Source organism: Klebsiella sp. Sb-30 (genome assembly GCF_057652795.1).
This window is the reverse complement of sequence record NZ_CM172749.1, coordinates 2,359,941-2,373,810: the sequence shown is the minus strand read 5'-3', so window position 1 is coordinate 2,373,810 and position 13,870 is coordinate 2,359,941. Positions and strand designations below refer to the sequence as shown.

Annotated in this window: 16 protein-coding genes and 3 tRNA genes; 12 read left to right on the top strand and 7 right to left on the bottom strand. The window is 56.6% G+C overall.

What is annotated here, in order from left to right; translation table 11 throughout:
* Positions 1 to 24 precede the first annotated feature (24 nt).
* Positions 25 to 660: a riboflavin synthase gene (locus AC236I_RS11110; RefSeq protein WP_004862750.1), complete on the bottom strand. Its 636-nt coding sequence runs from the start codon at positions 658 to 660 to the stop codon at positions 25 to 27.
* A gap of 229 nt (positions 661 to 889) precedes the next feature.
* On the opposite strand from AC236I_RS11110, the gene mdtK reads away from it, so the two are divergent.
* Complete coding sequence (mdtK, locus tag AC236I_RS11105; protein WP_004862752.1) at positions 890 to 2,263, top strand: MdtK family multidrug efflux MATE transporter; 1,374 nt, start codon at positions 890 to 892, stop codon at positions 2,261 to 2,263.
* A 51-nt stretch (positions 2,264 to 2,314) separates the two neighbouring features.
* Here the strand turns inward: mdtK and AC236I_RS11100 are convergent, their stop codons facing one another.
* The gene (locus tag AC236I_RS11100) at positions 2,315 to 3,208 is read right to left on the bottom strand and encodes a LysR family transcriptional regulator (RefSeq protein WP_015584194.1); all 894 of its coding nucleotides are present in this window, start codon (positions 3,206 to 3,208) and stop codon (positions 2,315 to 2,317) included.
* A gap of 107 nt (positions 3,209 to 3,315) precedes the next feature.
* Between AC236I_RS11100 and AC236I_RS11095 the strand changes: the two genes are divergently transcribed.
* The 6 genes from AC236I_RS11095 (at position 3,316) to AC236I_RS11070 (ending at position 5,291) form a co-directional block, all read left to right on the top strand.
* Complete coding sequence (locus AC236I_RS11095) at positions 3,316 to 3,945, top strand: NADPH-dependent F420 reductase (RefSeq protein ID WP_048025243.1); 630 nt, start codon at positions 3,316 to 3,318, stop codon at positions 3,943 to 3,945.
* Between the two features lie 185 nt (positions 3,946 to 4,130).
* A complete protein-coding gene (asr, locus tag AC236I_RS11090) occupies positions 4,131 to 4,610 on the top strand; it encodes an acid resistance repetitive basic protein Asr (RefSeq protein ID WP_113991048.1) in 480 nt (159 codons plus the stop codon).
* A 70-nt stretch (positions 4,611 to 4,680) separates the two neighbouring features.
* Complete coding sequence (ydgU, locus tag AC236I_RS11085; RefSeq protein ID WP_099130681.1) at positions 4,681 to 4,764, top strand: small membrane protein YdgU; 84 nt, start codon at positions 4,681 to 4,683, stop codon at positions 4,762 to 4,764.
* A gap of 288 nt (positions 4,765 to 5,052) precedes the next feature.
* Positions 5,053 to 5,129 (top strand) — tRNA-Val (locus AC236I_RS11080).
* 4 nt (positions 5,130 to 5,133) lie between these two features.
* A tRNA-Val gene (locus tag AC236I_RS11075) sits at positions 5,134 to 5,210 on the top strand.
* A 4-nt stretch (positions 5,211 to 5,214) separates the two neighbouring features.
* A tRNA-Val gene (locus AC236I_RS11070) sits at positions 5,215 to 5,291 on the top strand.
* Positions 5,292 to 5,544: 253 nt separating this feature from the next.
* Here AC236I_RS11070 and zigA read toward each other — a convergent pair.
* Both zigA and AC236I_RS11060 read right to left on the bottom strand, forming a co-directional pair.
* A complete protein-coding gene (zigA, locus tag AC236I_RS11065; protein ID WP_004862767.1) occupies positions 5,545 to 6,768 on the bottom strand; it encodes a zinc metallochaperone GTPase ZigA in 1,224 nt (407 codons plus the stop codon).
* Between the two features lie 196 nt (positions 6,769 to 6,964).
* Positions 6,965 to 7,747, bottom strand: coding sequence for a DUF3750 domain-containing protein (locus tag AC236I_RS11060; protein WP_032717546.1), 783 nt, complete (start codon positions 7,745 to 7,747; stop codon positions 6,965 to 6,967).
* Between the two features lie 397 nt (positions 7,748 to 8,144).
* On the opposite strand from AC236I_RS11060, the gene AC236I_RS11055 reads away from it, so the two are divergent.
* The 3 genes from AC236I_RS11055 to AC236I_RS11045 all read left to right on the top strand — a co-directional run bounded on the left by AC236I_RS11055 (position 8,145) and on the right by AC236I_RS11045 (position 9,814).
* A complete protein-coding gene (locus AC236I_RS11055; RefSeq protein WP_004862773.1) occupies positions 8,145 to 8,711 on the top strand; it encodes a DJ-1/PfpI family protein in 567 nt (188 codons plus the stop codon).
* Between the two features lie 189 nt (positions 8,712 to 8,900).
* A complete protein-coding gene (parS, locus tag AC236I_RS11050; RefSeq protein WP_004862777.1) occupies positions 8,901 to 9,344 on the top strand; it encodes a type II RES/Xre toxin-antitoxin system antitoxin in 444 nt (147 codons plus the stop codon).
* A complete protein-coding gene (locus AC236I_RS11045; RefSeq protein WP_015584188.1) occupies positions 9,341 to 9,814 on the top strand; it encodes an RES family NAD+ phosphorylase in 474 nt (157 codons plus the stop codon). Before parS ends, AC236I_RS11045 begins: the two co-directional genes overlap by 4 nt.
* Before the next feature lie 80 nt (positions 9,815 to 9,894).
* On the opposite strand, the gene AC236I_RS11040 is transcribed toward AC236I_RS11045, so the two are convergent.
* Both AC236I_RS11040 and AC236I_RS11035 read right to left on the bottom strand, forming a co-directional pair.
* Positions 9,895 to 10,674 (bottom strand): SDR family oxidoreductase, encoded by a 780-nt coding sequence (locus AC236I_RS11040; protein WP_004862782.1) that lies wholly within the window; start codon positions 10,672 to 10,674, stop codon positions 9,895 to 9,897.
* Positions 10,667 to 10,984 (bottom strand): nuclear transport factor 2 family protein, encoded by a 318-nt coding sequence (locus AC236I_RS11035; protein WP_004862785.1) that lies wholly within the window; start codon positions 10,982 to 10,984, stop codon positions 10,667 to 10,669. The genes AC236I_RS11040 and AC236I_RS11035 overlap by 8 nt, the downstream gene beginning before the upstream one ends.
* 102 nt (positions 10,985 to 11,086) lie before the next feature.
* Here AC236I_RS11035 and AC236I_RS11030 point away from each other — a divergent pair, with 102 nt between their 5' ends.
* The gene (locus tag AC236I_RS11030) at positions 11,087 to 11,992 is read left to right on the top strand and encodes a LysR family transcriptional regulator (protein ID WP_004862787.1); all 906 of its coding nucleotides are present in this window, start codon (positions 11,087 to 11,089) and stop codon (positions 11,990 to 11,992) included.
* 27 nt (positions 11,993 to 12,019) lie between these two features.
* Here the strand turns inward: AC236I_RS11030 and gcvA are convergent, their stop codons facing one another.
* Entirely contained in the window at positions 12,020 to 12,925 is a 906-nt protein-coding gene (gcvA, locus tag AC236I_RS11025) for a transcriptional regulator GcvA (protein ID WP_032716408.1), read from the bottom strand.
* 241 nt (positions 12,926 to 13,166) lie between these two features.
* On the opposite strand from gcvA, the gene AC236I_RS11020 reads away from it, so the two are divergent.
* Entirely contained in the window at positions 13,167 to 13,775 is a 609-nt protein-coding gene (locus tag AC236I_RS11020) for a glutathione S-transferase family protein (RefSeq protein WP_032716409.1), read from the top strand.
* The last annotated feature ends 95 nt before the right edge of the window (positions 13,776 to 13,870 follow it).

Here is a 13,870-nt window from a genome sequence, read left to right as displayed (position 1 = left end):
GCTTCATCCGGCGGCGGCACCCGATCATTCATCGCTCAGGTGTTGTGCCGCTTCTTTGGCTGCCAGCACACGTTCCACGGTATCCACTACCGCCTGCGTTTGCGGGTCGATCTCAATATTCACCCGATCGCCGAGTTTTTTAATGCCAAGCGTGGTGCGCTGCAGCGTTTCCGGGATCAAATGCACGCAAAAACGCGTCGGGGTCACTTCTCCGACCGTCAGGCTGATCCCGTCAACGCCGATGAATCCTTTATAGAGGATATATTTCATCAGCGTCGGGTCCTGAACCTTAAACCAGATCTGGCGGTTATTTTCCGAAGTCAGGATCTTGACGATTTCCGCCGTGGTCATAATATGACCGGACATCAGATGGCCGCCGATCTCATCGCTGAATTTTGCCGCTCGTTCCACGTTCACCACGTCCCCCACCTCTACCGCGCCGAGGTTGGTAATACGCAGCGTCTCTTTCATCAGGTCAAAACTGATGCGCGGACCGTCAATTTCGGTGACTGTCAGGCAGCAACCATTGTGCGCCACCGATGCCCCGGTCTCGATGCCGGCAAGCATATGCTCAGGCAGCTCCACCACATGGGTGCGAAAATTGGGTTTTTCATCGATGGACACCACTTTAGCGGTCCCCTGCACAATGCCAGTAAACATGCTTTACTCCTGTAGACTTTCGTGACGGTATCATTACCGTTATACCTGTCGGGAACAATACCAGTTGGCAAAACAGGTTGCCAGCGCGCATCGTGCCCTACCATTTTTTCACTGGCTTAATGGCGCATCATCGCTACAATAGACTGGAAAACCCCTCAGCTCTTTCTTCTTGCTGCCAATTACGGCGGCTTTTTTAGTCTCAAAATAACAACAATATAAAGGTGTTCACGTGCAGAAGTATTTTATTGAAGCGCGTCAGTTATTAGCCCTGGCCATTCCTGTGATCCTGGCACAGGTCGCCCAGACCTCTATGGGCTTTGTCGATACCGTGATGGCGGGTGGCTATAGCGCCACCGATATGGCTGCCGTCGCGATTGGGACCTCTATCTGGCTCCCCGCAATTCTCTTTGGCCACGGTCTGCTGCTGGCGCTGACGCCGGTTATCGCCCAGCTAAACGGCTCCGGCCGCCGCGACCGCATTGCCCATCAGGTTCGTCAGGGGTTCTGGCTGGCGGGATTCGTTTCGCTGCTGGTTATGGTCGTGCTGTGGAACGCCGGGTACATCATCAGCTCGATGCACAATATCGACCCGGCCCTCGCTGAAAAAGCGGTAGGCTACCTGCGCGCGCTGCTGTGGGGCGCCCCCGGCTACCTCTTCTTCCAGGTCGCTCGTAACCAGTGCGAAGGCCTGGCGAAAACCAAACCGGGGATGGTGATGGGATTTATCGGCCTGCTGGTCAATATTCCCGTTAACTATATCTTTATCTACGGCCACTTTGGCATGCCTGAGCTGGGCGGCATCGGCTGCGGCGTGGCGACGGCATCCGTTTACTGGGTGATGTTCTTCTGCATGATCTCCTGGGTACGTCGCGCCCGTTCTATGCGCGATATCCGTAGCGATGAAGGCTTCAGCGGACCGGACTTGAACGTGCTTAAACGCCTGGTGCAGTTGGGACTGCCGATTGCGCTGGCGCTGTTTTTCGAAGTCACTCTGTTTGCGGTCGTTGCGCTGCTGGTTTCTCCATTGGGCATTGTGGACGTCGCGGGCCATCAGATAGCCCTGAACTTCAGTTCGCTGATGTTCGTTTTACCCCTTTCGCTGGCGGCAGCGGTCACCATCCGCGTCGGCTTCCGTCTTGGGCAGGGTTCCACCCTCGATGCGCAGGTTTCTGCCAGAACCGGGGTTGGCGTTGGCGTCTGCATGGCCGTGATCACGGCGATTTTCACCATCCTGATGCGTAAGCAGATTGCGCTGCTGTATAACGACAATCCGGAGGTGGTCCTGCTGGCTTCCCAGCTGATGCTGCTGGCCGCGATATATCAGATCTCCGACTCCGTCCAGGTGATTGGTAGCGGGATTCTGCGCGGCTATAAAGATACGCGTTCGATCTTCTTTATTACGTTTACCGCGTACTGGGTGCTGGGACTGCCGAGCGGCTACCTGCTGGCCTTAACAGATACGCTGGTTCCGCGTATGGGTCCCGCGGGTTTCTGGTGCGGATTTATTATCGGGCTCACCTCGGCAGCGGTGATGATGATGCTGCGGATGCGTTTCCTGCAGCGTCAGCCGTCCAGCGTGATTTTGCAACGCGCGGCGCGCTAACGCCCAGCGGCATCCTGTTCCCGGGGTGCCGCTTCTCACCGTCGTACGGATTCAGCGCGGGCCCAGCGCAGCTCTTAATGCGTCAACAAAGCATTTAATTTTCGTCGTCCGCCGACGTCCGGCCGGTACCAGAATATGCATGGGCCGCGCCGGTCCTGAGAATCCGGCTAAAACCTGTACCAGGCTCCCCCGCTCCACTTCGGTTTTCAACACATCTTCCGGCCCGAGGGTAATACCGTGCCCAGCGATAGCCGCATTCATCAGCGCCTTCCAGTCATTCGCGCGAAACCGCCCGGAGGGTTTGACCTCGAACATCTCCCCCTGTTTCTCAAATCGCCACCGGCAGGCGCTGCCCGCCGACCAATGTCCATAAACCAGACACGCATGATGTTGAAGATCGGTCGGCGTCTGCGGTTCGCCGTGACGCAAAATATAGTCCGGTGACGCGCAGGCAATCAGCCGGTATGGCAGCAGAGGCCACGCCACCATCGAGCTGTCGGCCAGCTCACCGATGCGCACGATCACCTCAAACTCCTCTTCAATCGGGTCGACAATGCGGTCGCTCAACGTCAGTTCAACCTGAACGTCAGGATAGCGGGCAAGATAGTCGGTAATAAAGGCCGCGAGCGCATGCGATCCAAATGTGACCGGCGCATTCACCCGGATGATGCCTGAAGGTGTCGCTTTCATCTCCTGTGCCACCGCGTCCGCCTCAGCGATCTCCGCCAGTACCACGCGGCAGCGTTCATAATAGCTACGCCCGATATCGGTGAGCGTCTGTCGCCGCGTGGTGCGGGCGATTAATGAAGTGCCGAGGTGTGCTTCAAGCGCCGCCACGTGTCGGGCGACCATCTGCGGCGAAAGTCGCAGCTGTCCGGCAGCGGCGGCAAACGACCCCGTTTCAGCCGCCTTCACGAAAACCCTGATACTGGTGAGCTGGTCCATGATTCACTCATTTGAGTTGTTTATCATTCCACTATCTTACGATTTATCTTCTGCGGGGATGGAATTAAATTTATCAACACTCTCAGATCATTCGTAAGGAGTTGAAAATGAAGATTGGCATTATCGGCGCCGGATTCGTTGGCCGGTCTGTCGCGAAGCTGGCGCTTGCCGCCGGTCACGACGTTATGTTGAGTAACTCACGAGGGCCCCAGACGCTTTTCAGCCTGGGGCCGATGATTGGCTGTCAGGTCGGCAGCGCAGAGGAAGCTGCCGAATTTGGCGAGGTGGTGGTCATTGCCGTGCCGCTCAGCGCCATCCATTCGCTGCCGGTCAGCGGAATTCAGGATAAACATGTCATTGATGCAGTGAATTACTATCCCGAGCGTGACGGCCCGATCGAGGCGCTGGAGTCAGGAGAAACCACCACCAGCGAATTGCTCGCCCAAATCCTGCCTGCCGCTACCGTCACCAAAGCGTTTAACGCGATTCCCATGACCCAGCTGGAAAGCGATGGACTGCCCGCGGGCGCGGAAAATCGTCGGGCGCTGCCGTTGGCAGGCGATAGTGAAAAAGGAAAAGCGATCGCCGCCGCGCTGTACGAGGCATTTGGCTTTGACACCGTAGACGCCGGACCACTGTCCGAAGGATGGCGTTTTGAACGCGGCCAGCCTGCCTATTGCGTACGAATGACCCGCCCGACGCTGCTCACGACGCTGTCCGATACACCGCGTCGCTAACCCCCCCCCTCCGCTGACGCTGAATCCGTTAGCGGAGCATCCTGCTTTTCGCCCGCTCTATGCGTTGTACATTCCGTTACTCGCCGATACCAAACACTCACTGAAGCCTGAAAAAGAAAAACTTATAGTGATTTCAACAGCCCCGCAGTGGGGTTCACTGAAGAAATAATTTCGAGGATATCAGAATGAAAAAAGTATTAGCTCTGGTCGTTGCCGCTGCTATGGGTCTGTCTTCTGCTGCTTTCGCTGCTGACGCAGTAAGCACCACTCAGGCTCCGGCTGCTGCAACTCACAGCACCACTGCCAAAACCACTCATCATAAAAAACATCACAAAGCCGCTGCCAAACCGGCCGCTGAGCAGAAAGCTCAGGCCGCGAAAAAACACCACAAAGCCGCCGCCAAACCGGCCGCTGAACAGAAAGCTCAGGCCGCGAAAAAACACCACAAAGCCGCCGCCAAACCGGCCGCTGAACAGAAAGCTCAGGCCGCGAAAAAACATCACAAAGCCGCCGCCAAACCGGCCGCTGAACAGAAAGCCCAGGCCGCTAAAAAACACCACAAAGCGGCGGCTAAACCGGTAGCCCAGAAAGCTCAGGCGGCAAAAAAACATCACAAAACCACTAAGCATCAGGCCGCTAAACCGGCTGCCCAACCGGCTGCTTAATTTTTCCGCTAAGTTGAGTTAATCATAAACCGGCGCTGTTTCAGCGCCGGTTTTATTTCAGGAGGCCACTATGCTGCAGCGCTATCGTTTTGAGCTTATTCTGATCCTGTTAGTCCTCTGCGCACTTTTTACCCTTCGCCTTATTTTCAGGTAACCTCTCTTTTCCGGCCCCCGCGTCTGCGACGCCTCTTGCACCATTCGCCTGACGAATCACTCATTCTCTCCCGACAGCGTCGCCAGGCCTTACTTCGCGCCGCGTCAGGCACGACGCCGCAGCGAGACCAGGGCAACTGGATAAGAAATATCCTTTAGCATCAGTAAAATATGAGCAATATGCGTAAAACTTCCGCAATCGCGTGAGATCTGAAAGAAAAGTGACGTTTGCCTCTTGCCACAACCCCATCCGATCGCTAATATGCGTCCCCGTTGTCACCACAACATTGCGTTCATAGCTCAGTTGGTTAGAGCACCACCTTGACATGGTGGGGGTCGTTGGTTCGAGTCCAATTGAACGCACCATAATGCGTTTATAGCTCAGTTGGTTAGAGCACCACCTTGACATGGTGGGGGTCGTTGGTTCGAGTCCAATTAAACGCACCATAATGCGTCCGTAGCTCAGTTGGTTAGAGCACCACCTTGACATGGTGGGGGTCGGTGGTTCGAGTCCACTCGGACGCACCATTCTTTATTCCGCAGACATCAGCAGCCGTCTGTAGGTTATCGAACGGTGCGAATTTCGCACATTTCTCGCTGTAACACGCTCATCTCTCCTTTGCGGTTATCCAGGCCATTCCTGAAACAGGACTGGGGCCAGTTTATCCTCTCAGCAGCCCCCCTTGACGAAATATTCCCGCACGCACGCCGTATCTGTGGCGTTATTGCATATTGCACAGAGCGATGAAGAGCCGGCTTTTACCGGGTCTCTTGTGTTGACTTATGCGGCAACCCAGGGCGCAAACGGGTCGGAGTAGTGACGCCATTCGCCCGGCCCCTCCGCCATTTCTTCGTCCGTAAGCAGAGCCGAACCCAGCCTGGCGCGTAGTGCTGATTCATCCATATTCATTCCGATAAACACCAGTTCCTGCCGGGCATCGCCCACACCATCCATCCAGTTTGCCCGGATAAATTTCAGCGACTCATCATCCTGAGGCCAGCGTTCTCTGGGGACACTTGCCCACCACATTCCCCCCAGTTCCTGACGCGCCACGCCACCGGCCTGGGACCAGGCGCCGGCAAATTCCGGACGACTGGCCAACCAAAAATATCCTTTCGATCTGACCACTCCGGCCAGCTCATGTGCCATCACCTGGCAGAAACGGGCCGGATGGAAAGGCCGGCGGGCGCGAAAAACAAAGCTGCTAATCCCATACTCTTCTGTTTCCGGGGTATGTTCGCCGCGCAGTTCCTTCAGCCAGCCTGGCGCCTGTGCGGCATTATCAAAATCAAACAGCCCGGTATTCAGGACCTTATCCAGTGCTACCTGACCAAACTGCGAAACAACTATTTTTGCCCGTGGATTCAGAGAGCGCAAAATAGCCGTTAGCTTTTCTTGTTGCCCGTCATCGATCAGATCGACTTTGTTCAGGACCAGCACATCGCAGAATTCAATCTGCTCAATGAGCAGATCGACCACGCTGCGCTCATCGCCTTCGCCCAGTGATTCTCCGCGTGAGCGGAGGCTATCTGCAGAGTCATAATCACGCAAAAAATTGAAGGCATCCACGACGGTCACCATGGTATCAAGACGCGCCACGGTTGAAAGACTTTGCCCGTCATCGCCGGCAAAGGTAAAGGTTTCAGCAACCGGAAGCGGTTCAGAAATACCGGTAGACTCGATAACCAGCTGATCAAAGCGCCCTTCTTTCGCCAGGCGATTCACTTCCAGCAGGAGATCTTCCCGCAGCGTGCAGCAGATACAGCCGTTACTCATTTCAACCAGTTTTTCATCGGTACGTGAAAGTTCGGCGCCCCCTTCCCTGACCAGAGCGGCATCAATATTGACCTCCGACATATCATTGACGATAACCGCAACGCGTCTGCCCTCTCTGTTGTTCAGAATATGGTTGAGCAGGGTCGTTTTCCCGGCGCCCAGAAAACCGGACAGAACGGTCACCGGCAGACGCATGTCGCCCTGTCTTTCTACGCTGATGTCAGACATTGCCTTTTATCTCCTCGTACTTCATTTGTCATTGGTCCGCTGATTTCGGGCCACTCAGTGTGACCATCGCATTTCAATTGTTATGTTATAACATAACAATTGAAATGCCAACATCGACCTTTATGGCCACATAGAGGAGAAATGTGCAGCAGCGATACGCAATGTTGGCTTAGCTGCAGGTGGGGAGCGTCGCCATTTATCGGGAGTGTTCCGCAGCGTTATTGGACAAATTGTCATGGCCCAGTCCGCCAATAAATGGCAGACGGATACGTAGCGGCGTGAAATCCAGGCCGACGTTCAGCCCCAGCAGATTGAGTTCAAATCCCTCTTCAGCTCCCAGCGTTACGCCGGCGATACCCAGCACCGACACCTGCAGCCCGCGCCCGGATGGCGGTAGGCCAATGGGATTCAGCAGCGAGCGAAAATCTTTCCCCACCGCGTTGGCCGGCATATCCAGTTTGAGCGCGGGCACCTCGCGGCCAATATGGGCCAGAAAGGTGTTACTGTTAGGGCCCGGCCAGGCGTGGTAGGTATCCGGCCAGGGGTAGGAGGCAATTGCCGCGACAATCTGCGGGATCATGGCCTCGGCCTCTGCTCCCCGATGCTCCACCAGTAAACGAGGTTTCGCGCCGAACCAGTAGCCATCCGGCGGGTTGCTATTACGGCGCACCTTCTCCCCGCCTCCCCAGCTAATCACTTCATAGCGGTTATATTCCGTTTCCCCGGCGCGTTTATAGATAATCCAGGGATGCACCGCCACCACGCCTTTCCAGCCCCAGGTGGGCGCAGCGTAGACCTGCACAATGGCCAGGCGGGCGTTTTGCTGGGGATCAGGCGCCAGGCCAGCTGAGTCACGACGGGCGGACCACCAGCCCTCCTGCGGACGTAGCTCCCGCTGATACATCGTCTGGGCCAGGCTGGCGCCAAGGGAGAGCAGGATGATGCAAAGCAGACTCAGACAAACGATTTTTATAATCATGGCGGCCTGTATTCAGTGAGGAGACATCTCTATGGGCGATTATTGTCCTGACGGGACCGGGCAGCAATATAAAACGCGCAGATCATCGTCAATCTGCACACACCGATGAGAAATTACATTAATGCATTACAAGAACGCGATATGGCGTACGATTTCATGCCCTTACAGTTTCGGGATTGGCCAGACGCTTCAGTAGTTCCTTGCCCGGCTCCCTGCCGCAGGTCGGCAATCATTTATCGTCTACCAAAGTCACTCAGGCCGAGAGCTGCGCGCGCTCCAAAAGCAGAGCACAGGCGAAACACCGCGGTATCAGTACACACAACGCCACTTGCGGTTCGCATTCCCTTCGCCCCTGGACTATACCTTAGGCATCTTTATTCCCTGAGGAACAACCCTTATGAGCAAAAAAATTCTGATGCTGGTTGGTGATTATGCCGAAGATTACGAAACCATGGTGCCGTTTCAGGCATTGCAGATGATTGGCCATCAGGTTGACGCGGTTTGCCCGGAGAAGAGCAAAGGCGACTATATCATGACGGCGATCCATGATTTTGACGGTGCCCAGACCTATAGCGAGAAACCCGGGCACCGCTTTGTCCTCAACGCCGACTTTGCTGCCGTAAAAGAACAGGATTATGACGCCCTGCTGATCCCCGGTGGACGAGCGCCGGAGTATCTGCGCTTGAATGACGAGGTGCTCAAACTGGTTCAGGCGTTTGACGCGGCGCACAAACCCATTGCCGCCGTTTGCCACGGCCCGCAGCTTCTGGCCGCCGCCGGAATACTGAAAGGCCGCACCTGTAGCGCCTACCCGGCCTGCGCGCCGGAAGTACGGCTCAGCGGCGGGCATTATGCTGAGATCGGTATCGATCAGGCGCATGTTGACGGCAACCTGGTCACCGCCCCTGCCTGGCCCGCCCATCCGCAATGGCTGGCGAAATTTGCTGAAGTGTTGCAGCAGTAAACGTTGAATCCGCGACGAATAAAACGCCCCCGGAGGACCGTCCAGCTGACGGTCCTTACTGAGGACTGTTTTCGGGGCCGCCAGCCACAAAACCGCAATCAACTCATGACCTGCCCGGCGATTATATTTTCAACAACCCGACAAATGACTATAATAAAGCATGACAAATGTCCTTATTCAGGAGGGAAGATGAAAACCTGGGTTCCTGCAGAGCAACCTGCCGATAATGCGCTGTGGCGCTATGCCGGGCTACCGGCGAATCGGGGTATGCAGTTGATTGAGCTGCTGAGTATGGGATTACCGGTCAGCATTCTGGATAATATTCATGAGTGGACGGAAATGTCGAAAACCGACATTCTGCGCATCACCGGGATTAATGAGCGCAACGTTGCCCGGCGCAAGAGCGCGGGCGGCACGTTGACGCCAGGCGAAAGCGAACGTGTGGCGCGTTTTGTCAGGGTCCTGGATACCGCCGTCGACTATTTTGGCAGCAAGCAGGATGCCTACGACTGGCTGCAGTCGCCGGTCAGAGGACTGGGCAATGTCGCCCCCATCGATCTGATTGCTACCGAGAGCGGCGCGCTGGAAGTAACAGACCTGATTGGTCGCCTGGAACACGGCGTCTTTGCATGATTTTCTATCGTCTGGTTACCGGCCGTTACGCCAGCGAAGCCTGGACGGGAAGCGGGGCCAACCAGTACGGCGGGCGCTGGAATCACCAGGGACACCCGGCGGTCTATGTGTCCACTTCCATTGCCCTGGCGTCACTGGAGATCCTGGTTCACGTCAAAAATGAGGCAATCCTCAACCAGTATCAGCTGTATAGTATCGAGATACCGGACAGCGAAGTGGAATCCCTCGATAAACAGTGGTTACCGGATAACTGGCAAGAAAATCCGATGCCCGTTTCCACAATGGATCTGGGCACCGGCTGGCTACAGTCGGGCAGCGGTCTGGCGCTGATGCTTCCCTCCTGCATTATTCCCTATGAAAACAACGCCATTTTAAACCCGCTGCATCCCGCGTTCAGCGAGGCCCTGGCCTCCGTGCGTCAGTATCCCTTTACCTTTGATCCCCGCCTCGCACGCTCCACGCCCCTCTGAAGCCCTGGCAGCAATACCTTGCCATCAAGACTGAGGGAGGAGAAAACCCTTCGCCGCGCCTTGCCAGTTCGTGGTGATGGTTAAACCGTCGGCACGGTTCCACCATCAATGAGGTATTCTGCCCCGGTTATCGATGCCGCCCGGTCGGAGGCTAAAAACGCAATCAGATTGGCCACCTCTTCGGGTTGCGCCGGACGACCGAGTGGAATTCCGCCTAATGAGTCCATGATGATTTGTTTCCCTCGCGCATACTCAACCCCCTGCTGCTGCGCGAGCCGCTGCGCAAATCTGACCGCCGCCTCGGTTTCAATCCAGCCGGGGGCCACGCTCAGAACACGAACGCCCCTGGGGGAAACCTCTTTCGACAGGCTTTTACTGTAGGTGGAGAGCGCGGCTTTTGCCGCGGCGTAGGCCGTGGTTGACTCCGGCAGCGGCATCCTTCTTTGGATTGAAGAGACGTGGATAATCACCCCCTTCCCGCTGTTGAGCATGAGGGGAAGCAGTAGACGATCCAGCCTGAGGGCAGGGAAAAGGTTGAGATCCAGCTCCTGCTGCCACAGCTCATCGCTCAGCGCGGCAAACCCGCCTGCCGGGGAGGAAGAACCGCCCAGCATATGAACGATAATATCAACGCCGCCCAGCTGCTCCTGTACCTCCGCGGCCAGCAGAGCGCACCCGCTCGCCGTGGCGAGATCCGCCGTCACAAAGAGCGCATCAACAGGAGCGTCCGGCGGATGGCGAGCGCAGGTTAACACTCGCGCCCCCAGCTGGCGAAACAGCGCCACGGTTGCCGCCCCGGCCCCTTTGGTACCCGAGGTAATCAGAACGCGCTTTCCTTCCAGCGCCAGAAAATCACTCATCACCGATCTCCAGCTCATCGATCTGCCCTGCCGTCAGGCGAAATACATAGCTAAGGATGACCGGGCTGCCGGGAAAATTTCCGCTGACGTTGGCGCGCACCTTTACCCTGGCGCCCTGCGTTATCGTCTCAATAGGTTCGGCGACATACCGGTATTTTTGTCTGGCGGCAACCCGCCACTCGCGGATGGCCTGCCGTCCGCGATAGGTATTCCCTTCATCTTTCACCACCGCATCCGGGGTGAAGGCGCTGACAACGCGCTCCAGATCTTCAGCGGCAAAAAAGGCCTGTACTGCTGATGGCGTATCCATAGTGAATCTCCCGTGATTAAACGCTACGGCTTAACTTTAAGAATCCTTTATAATTTAAACAATCAGGACAAACCGGGATGCCATGATGAAGGAAATGGGATAATGTCGCGAATCACGCTAACGGATTTAGATGCCGTTATGGCCATCGCCCGACGAGGGACCTTTCGCGCGGCGGCGATCGAGCTGGGGGTATCAACCACCGCATTGAGCCATATCATCGCCAGATTTGAAGCCGAAATGGGCGTACGTCTATTTAACCGGACTACCCGCAGCGTGGGGCTCACCGACGCCGGTCGCCTGTTTATCGATAACATCGGTCCGTCGCTGCAGGGCGTTCATCAGGCCCTTGAGGTTGTCCGCTCCCGCAGCGAAACCCCTTCTGGCGTCCTGCGCATCAATACGCCTCCGTTTGCCGCCCGGACGCTTCTCTCCCGGGTCGTGCTGGAGTTTTTGCGCCGCTATCCGCAAATGCAGGTGGATATCGTCACCGATGGCCGGCTGATCGACATCGTTGCGGAAGGCTTCGATATGGGAGTACGGGTCGCCAGCCTGATACCGGAGGATATGATCGCACTTTCCCTCGGCAAACCTCAGCGCTATGCCGTGGTGGCTTCTGCGCAGTATCTTTCGCACCATAAGCGGCCTGAAACCCCCGCAGATCTGCTCAATCATCCCTGCATCCGGGTGCGTCTGCCCGATGGTTCCCTCTATCGCTGGCATCTTGAGAAGCAAGGAGAAACGGTACAGGTCGATGTCCGCGGGCAGCTGACGCTGGATGAGGCGTCGCTGGCGCGGATTGCGGTGCTGGAAGATGCGGGAATAGGTTTCTTTCTTGAACAGGATGTCATCGAGGATATTGAGGCCGGCCGGCTGATTCGTTTACTGGACGACTGGACGCCCCCTTTTCCCGGCCTGTGTCTGTATTATCCCGGCAGACGTCACCCCTCCGCCGGGCTGGCCGCCTTTCTGGCGCTGGTGCGGGAATTTGCCCGATCCGCCGGCCGTTGAGCCCCCCTGGCAAGCGCCGGTACAATGCTATCGCGGCGCCGGCAAATCTTCCCGCTGGCGCCAGGCCGCAAGTTCTTCATTCAGCCAGGCGATGAACAACGAGACTTCCGTTTTCTTTTCACTTTGCTGCGGGGTGACCAGCCAGTACGGCCAGGGATAAGGCGCAGAACAGGCGGTGACCTGGACCAGCTCTCCTCGATCGATCGCGCCCTGCACCAGGGAGCGCCGCTCCAGCGCAATGCCATTGCCGAGTCGCACGGCTTCCAGAACCAGATTCGAGTCGTTGATACAGAGTCCGCCGGCGACGATCTCACGCTCCAGCCCCGCCTTGAGGCACCAGGTTTTCCAGGATTCCATCGAAAATAGAATCTTACTCGCCGCCACCTCTTGCGGCGTTGCCGGCAGCGCGCCGCCGTTGTAATGCGGCGCGGCCACCACAATCAGCTCATCGGCAAACATATAGCGGCTTTCCAGCCCTTCCCAGTCGCCTTTCCCCATGCGAATGGCGATATCCACCGCCTCCTGCTGCATGTTGGTGACCGTCAGACTGGCCAGCAGCCGCAACGTGATATGGGGATAGCTGGTGCGAAAGCGATCCAGGCGCGGCAATAGCCAGTGGCAGGCAAAAGACGGTACCGTGGCCAGGGTTAACGTCGTCGTCCGCGGCTTAACGTGGACCAGACGAGTGGCATCCGCGATATGTTCCAGCGCCTCGCGGACATGCATCGCATACAGTCGCCCCTCTTCGTTAATCTGCACTCCGCGTCCGTGACGCGTAAACAATCTCACGCCGAGCATCTCTTCCAGCACTTTAATTTGCTGACTGATTGCCGAATGGGTGACATGCAGCTCTTTCGCCGCCTGCGTCACGCTCCCAAGTCGGGCAACGGCCTCAAAGCTCCGTAAACTGGCGATCGGTGGGTAATCCGACATGAAGCAGCTCCTTATATTCCGGCTCCTGGAGGTCAACGTTACCCTGGTCCAGGAGGGTAAACCTCGGGCGACAGTACCGGTCAGTCATTCTGACATCTCAGGTAAGAAATGCGTAATATTCGTTATCGCCAATCTGGCGTAATGTCTCTCTGCAGCCAGGGGCAATGCGCACGGTGATATCCTTCCTGGCGCACCTTGATTGACCCGGCATTCTCCTTTCAGAGACAGGAAAACAGGAATCATGATGAAACTCATTGGCATGTTGGACTCCCCTTACGTGAGGCGCGTCGCGGTATCTCTGGCGCTGTACGGTGTCGAATTTGAACACCTGCCGCTGTCGGTGTTTAGTGCCGTTGAACCCTTCGCAAAATTCAATCCGGTGGTCAAGGCGCCTACGCTGATTCTGGATAACGCCGTTCGGCTGATGGACTCCACGCTGATCCTTCATTACTTCGAATCTCAGGCAGATTTGCAGCGTAAATTGCTCCCCGCCGCCGGCCCTGCGCTGGCCGAAGACCTTCAGACGCTGGGATGGATTCTGGCTGCCAGCGAAAAAGCCGTACAACAGGTTTACGAACACCGCTTACGGCCGCCAGAGAAACAGTATCAACCGTGGATTGAACGCATCACCTGGCAGTTACTGTCTGCCTGCCGGGAATGGAACGCCGCGCTGGAACGCCGGGCGCTCAACACGCCGCTCGATCAGGTCTCGGTAACCAGCGCCGTGGTATGGACCTTTATTCAGGCGATGATCCCCGAGGAGGTGAAGGCCGATGACTTCCACTCAATTCGTGCCCACAGCGAAATAGCAGAAGCCCATCCGGCCTTGAAACAGTTTCCTTTTCCCTGAGCGATATAACAGCGGAAAACTTTTGCGGGGCACAGAGGCCCCTTTTTTATTGCCCGCCAGCCGACAGCCGGGAGCGACGTACAGACCGCATGCAT

Bases quoted from the DNA above. Each gene is read 5' to 3' on its own strand.
- AC236I_RS11055 (WP_004862773.1), top strand. From the start codon at position 8,145: ATGAGCAAAAAAATTCTGATGCTGGTTGGTGATTATGCCGAAGATTAC.
- parS (WP_004862777.1), top strand. From the start codon at position 8,901: ATGAAAACCTGGGTTCCTGCAGAGCAACCTGCCGATAATGCGCTGTGG.
- gcvA (WP_032716408.1), bottom strand. From the start codon at position 12,925: ATGTCGGATTACCCACCGATCGCCAGTTTACGGAGCTTTGAGGCCGTT.
- AC236I_RS11040 (WP_004862782.1), bottom strand. From the start codon at position 10,674: ATGAGTGATTTTCTGGCGCTGGAAGGAAAGCGCGTTCTGATTACCTCG.
- AC236I_RS11045 (WP_015584188.1), top strand. From the start codon at position 9,341: ATGATTTTCTATCGTCTGGTTACCGGCCGTTACGCCAGCGAAGCCTGG.
- AC236I_RS11060 (WP_032717546.1), bottom strand. From the start codon at position 7,747: ATGATTATAAAAATCGTTTGTCTGAGTCTGCTTTGCATCATCCTGCTC.
- zigA (WP_004862767.1), bottom strand. From the start codon at position 6,768: ATGTCTGACATCAGCGTAGAAAGACAGGGCGACATGCGTCTGCCGGTG.
- AC236I_RS11035 (WP_004862785.1), bottom strand. From the start codon at position 10,984: ATGGATACGCCATCAGCAGTACAGGCCTTTTTTGCCGCTGAAGATCTG.
- ydgU (WP_099130681.1), top strand. From the start codon at position 4,681: ATGCTGCAGCGCTATCGTTTTGAGCTTATTCTGATCCTGTTAGTCCTC.
- AC236I_RS11095 (WP_048025243.1), top strand. From the start codon at position 3,316: ATGAAGATTGGCATTATCGGCGCCGGATTCGTTGGCCGGTCTGTCGCG.
- AC236I_RS11100 (WP_015584194.1), bottom strand. From the start codon at position 3,208: ATGGACCAGCTCACCAGTATCAGGGTTTTCGTGAAGGCGGCTGAAACG.
- asr (WP_113991048.1), top strand. From the start codon at position 4,131: ATGAAAAAAGTATTAGCTCTGGTCGTTGCCGCTGCTATGGGTCTGTCT.
- AC236I_RS11110 (WP_004862750.1), bottom strand. From the start codon at position 660: ATGTTTACTGGCATTGTGCAGGGGACCGCTAAAGTGGTGTCCATCGAT.
- AC236I_RS11020 (WP_032716409.1), top strand. From the start codon at position 13,167: ATGATGAAACTCATTGGCATGTTGGACTCCCCTTACGTGAGGCGCGTC.
- AC236I_RS11030 (WP_004862787.1), top strand. From the start codon at position 11,087: ATGTCGCGAATCACGCTAACGGATTTAGATGCCGTTATGGCCATCGCC.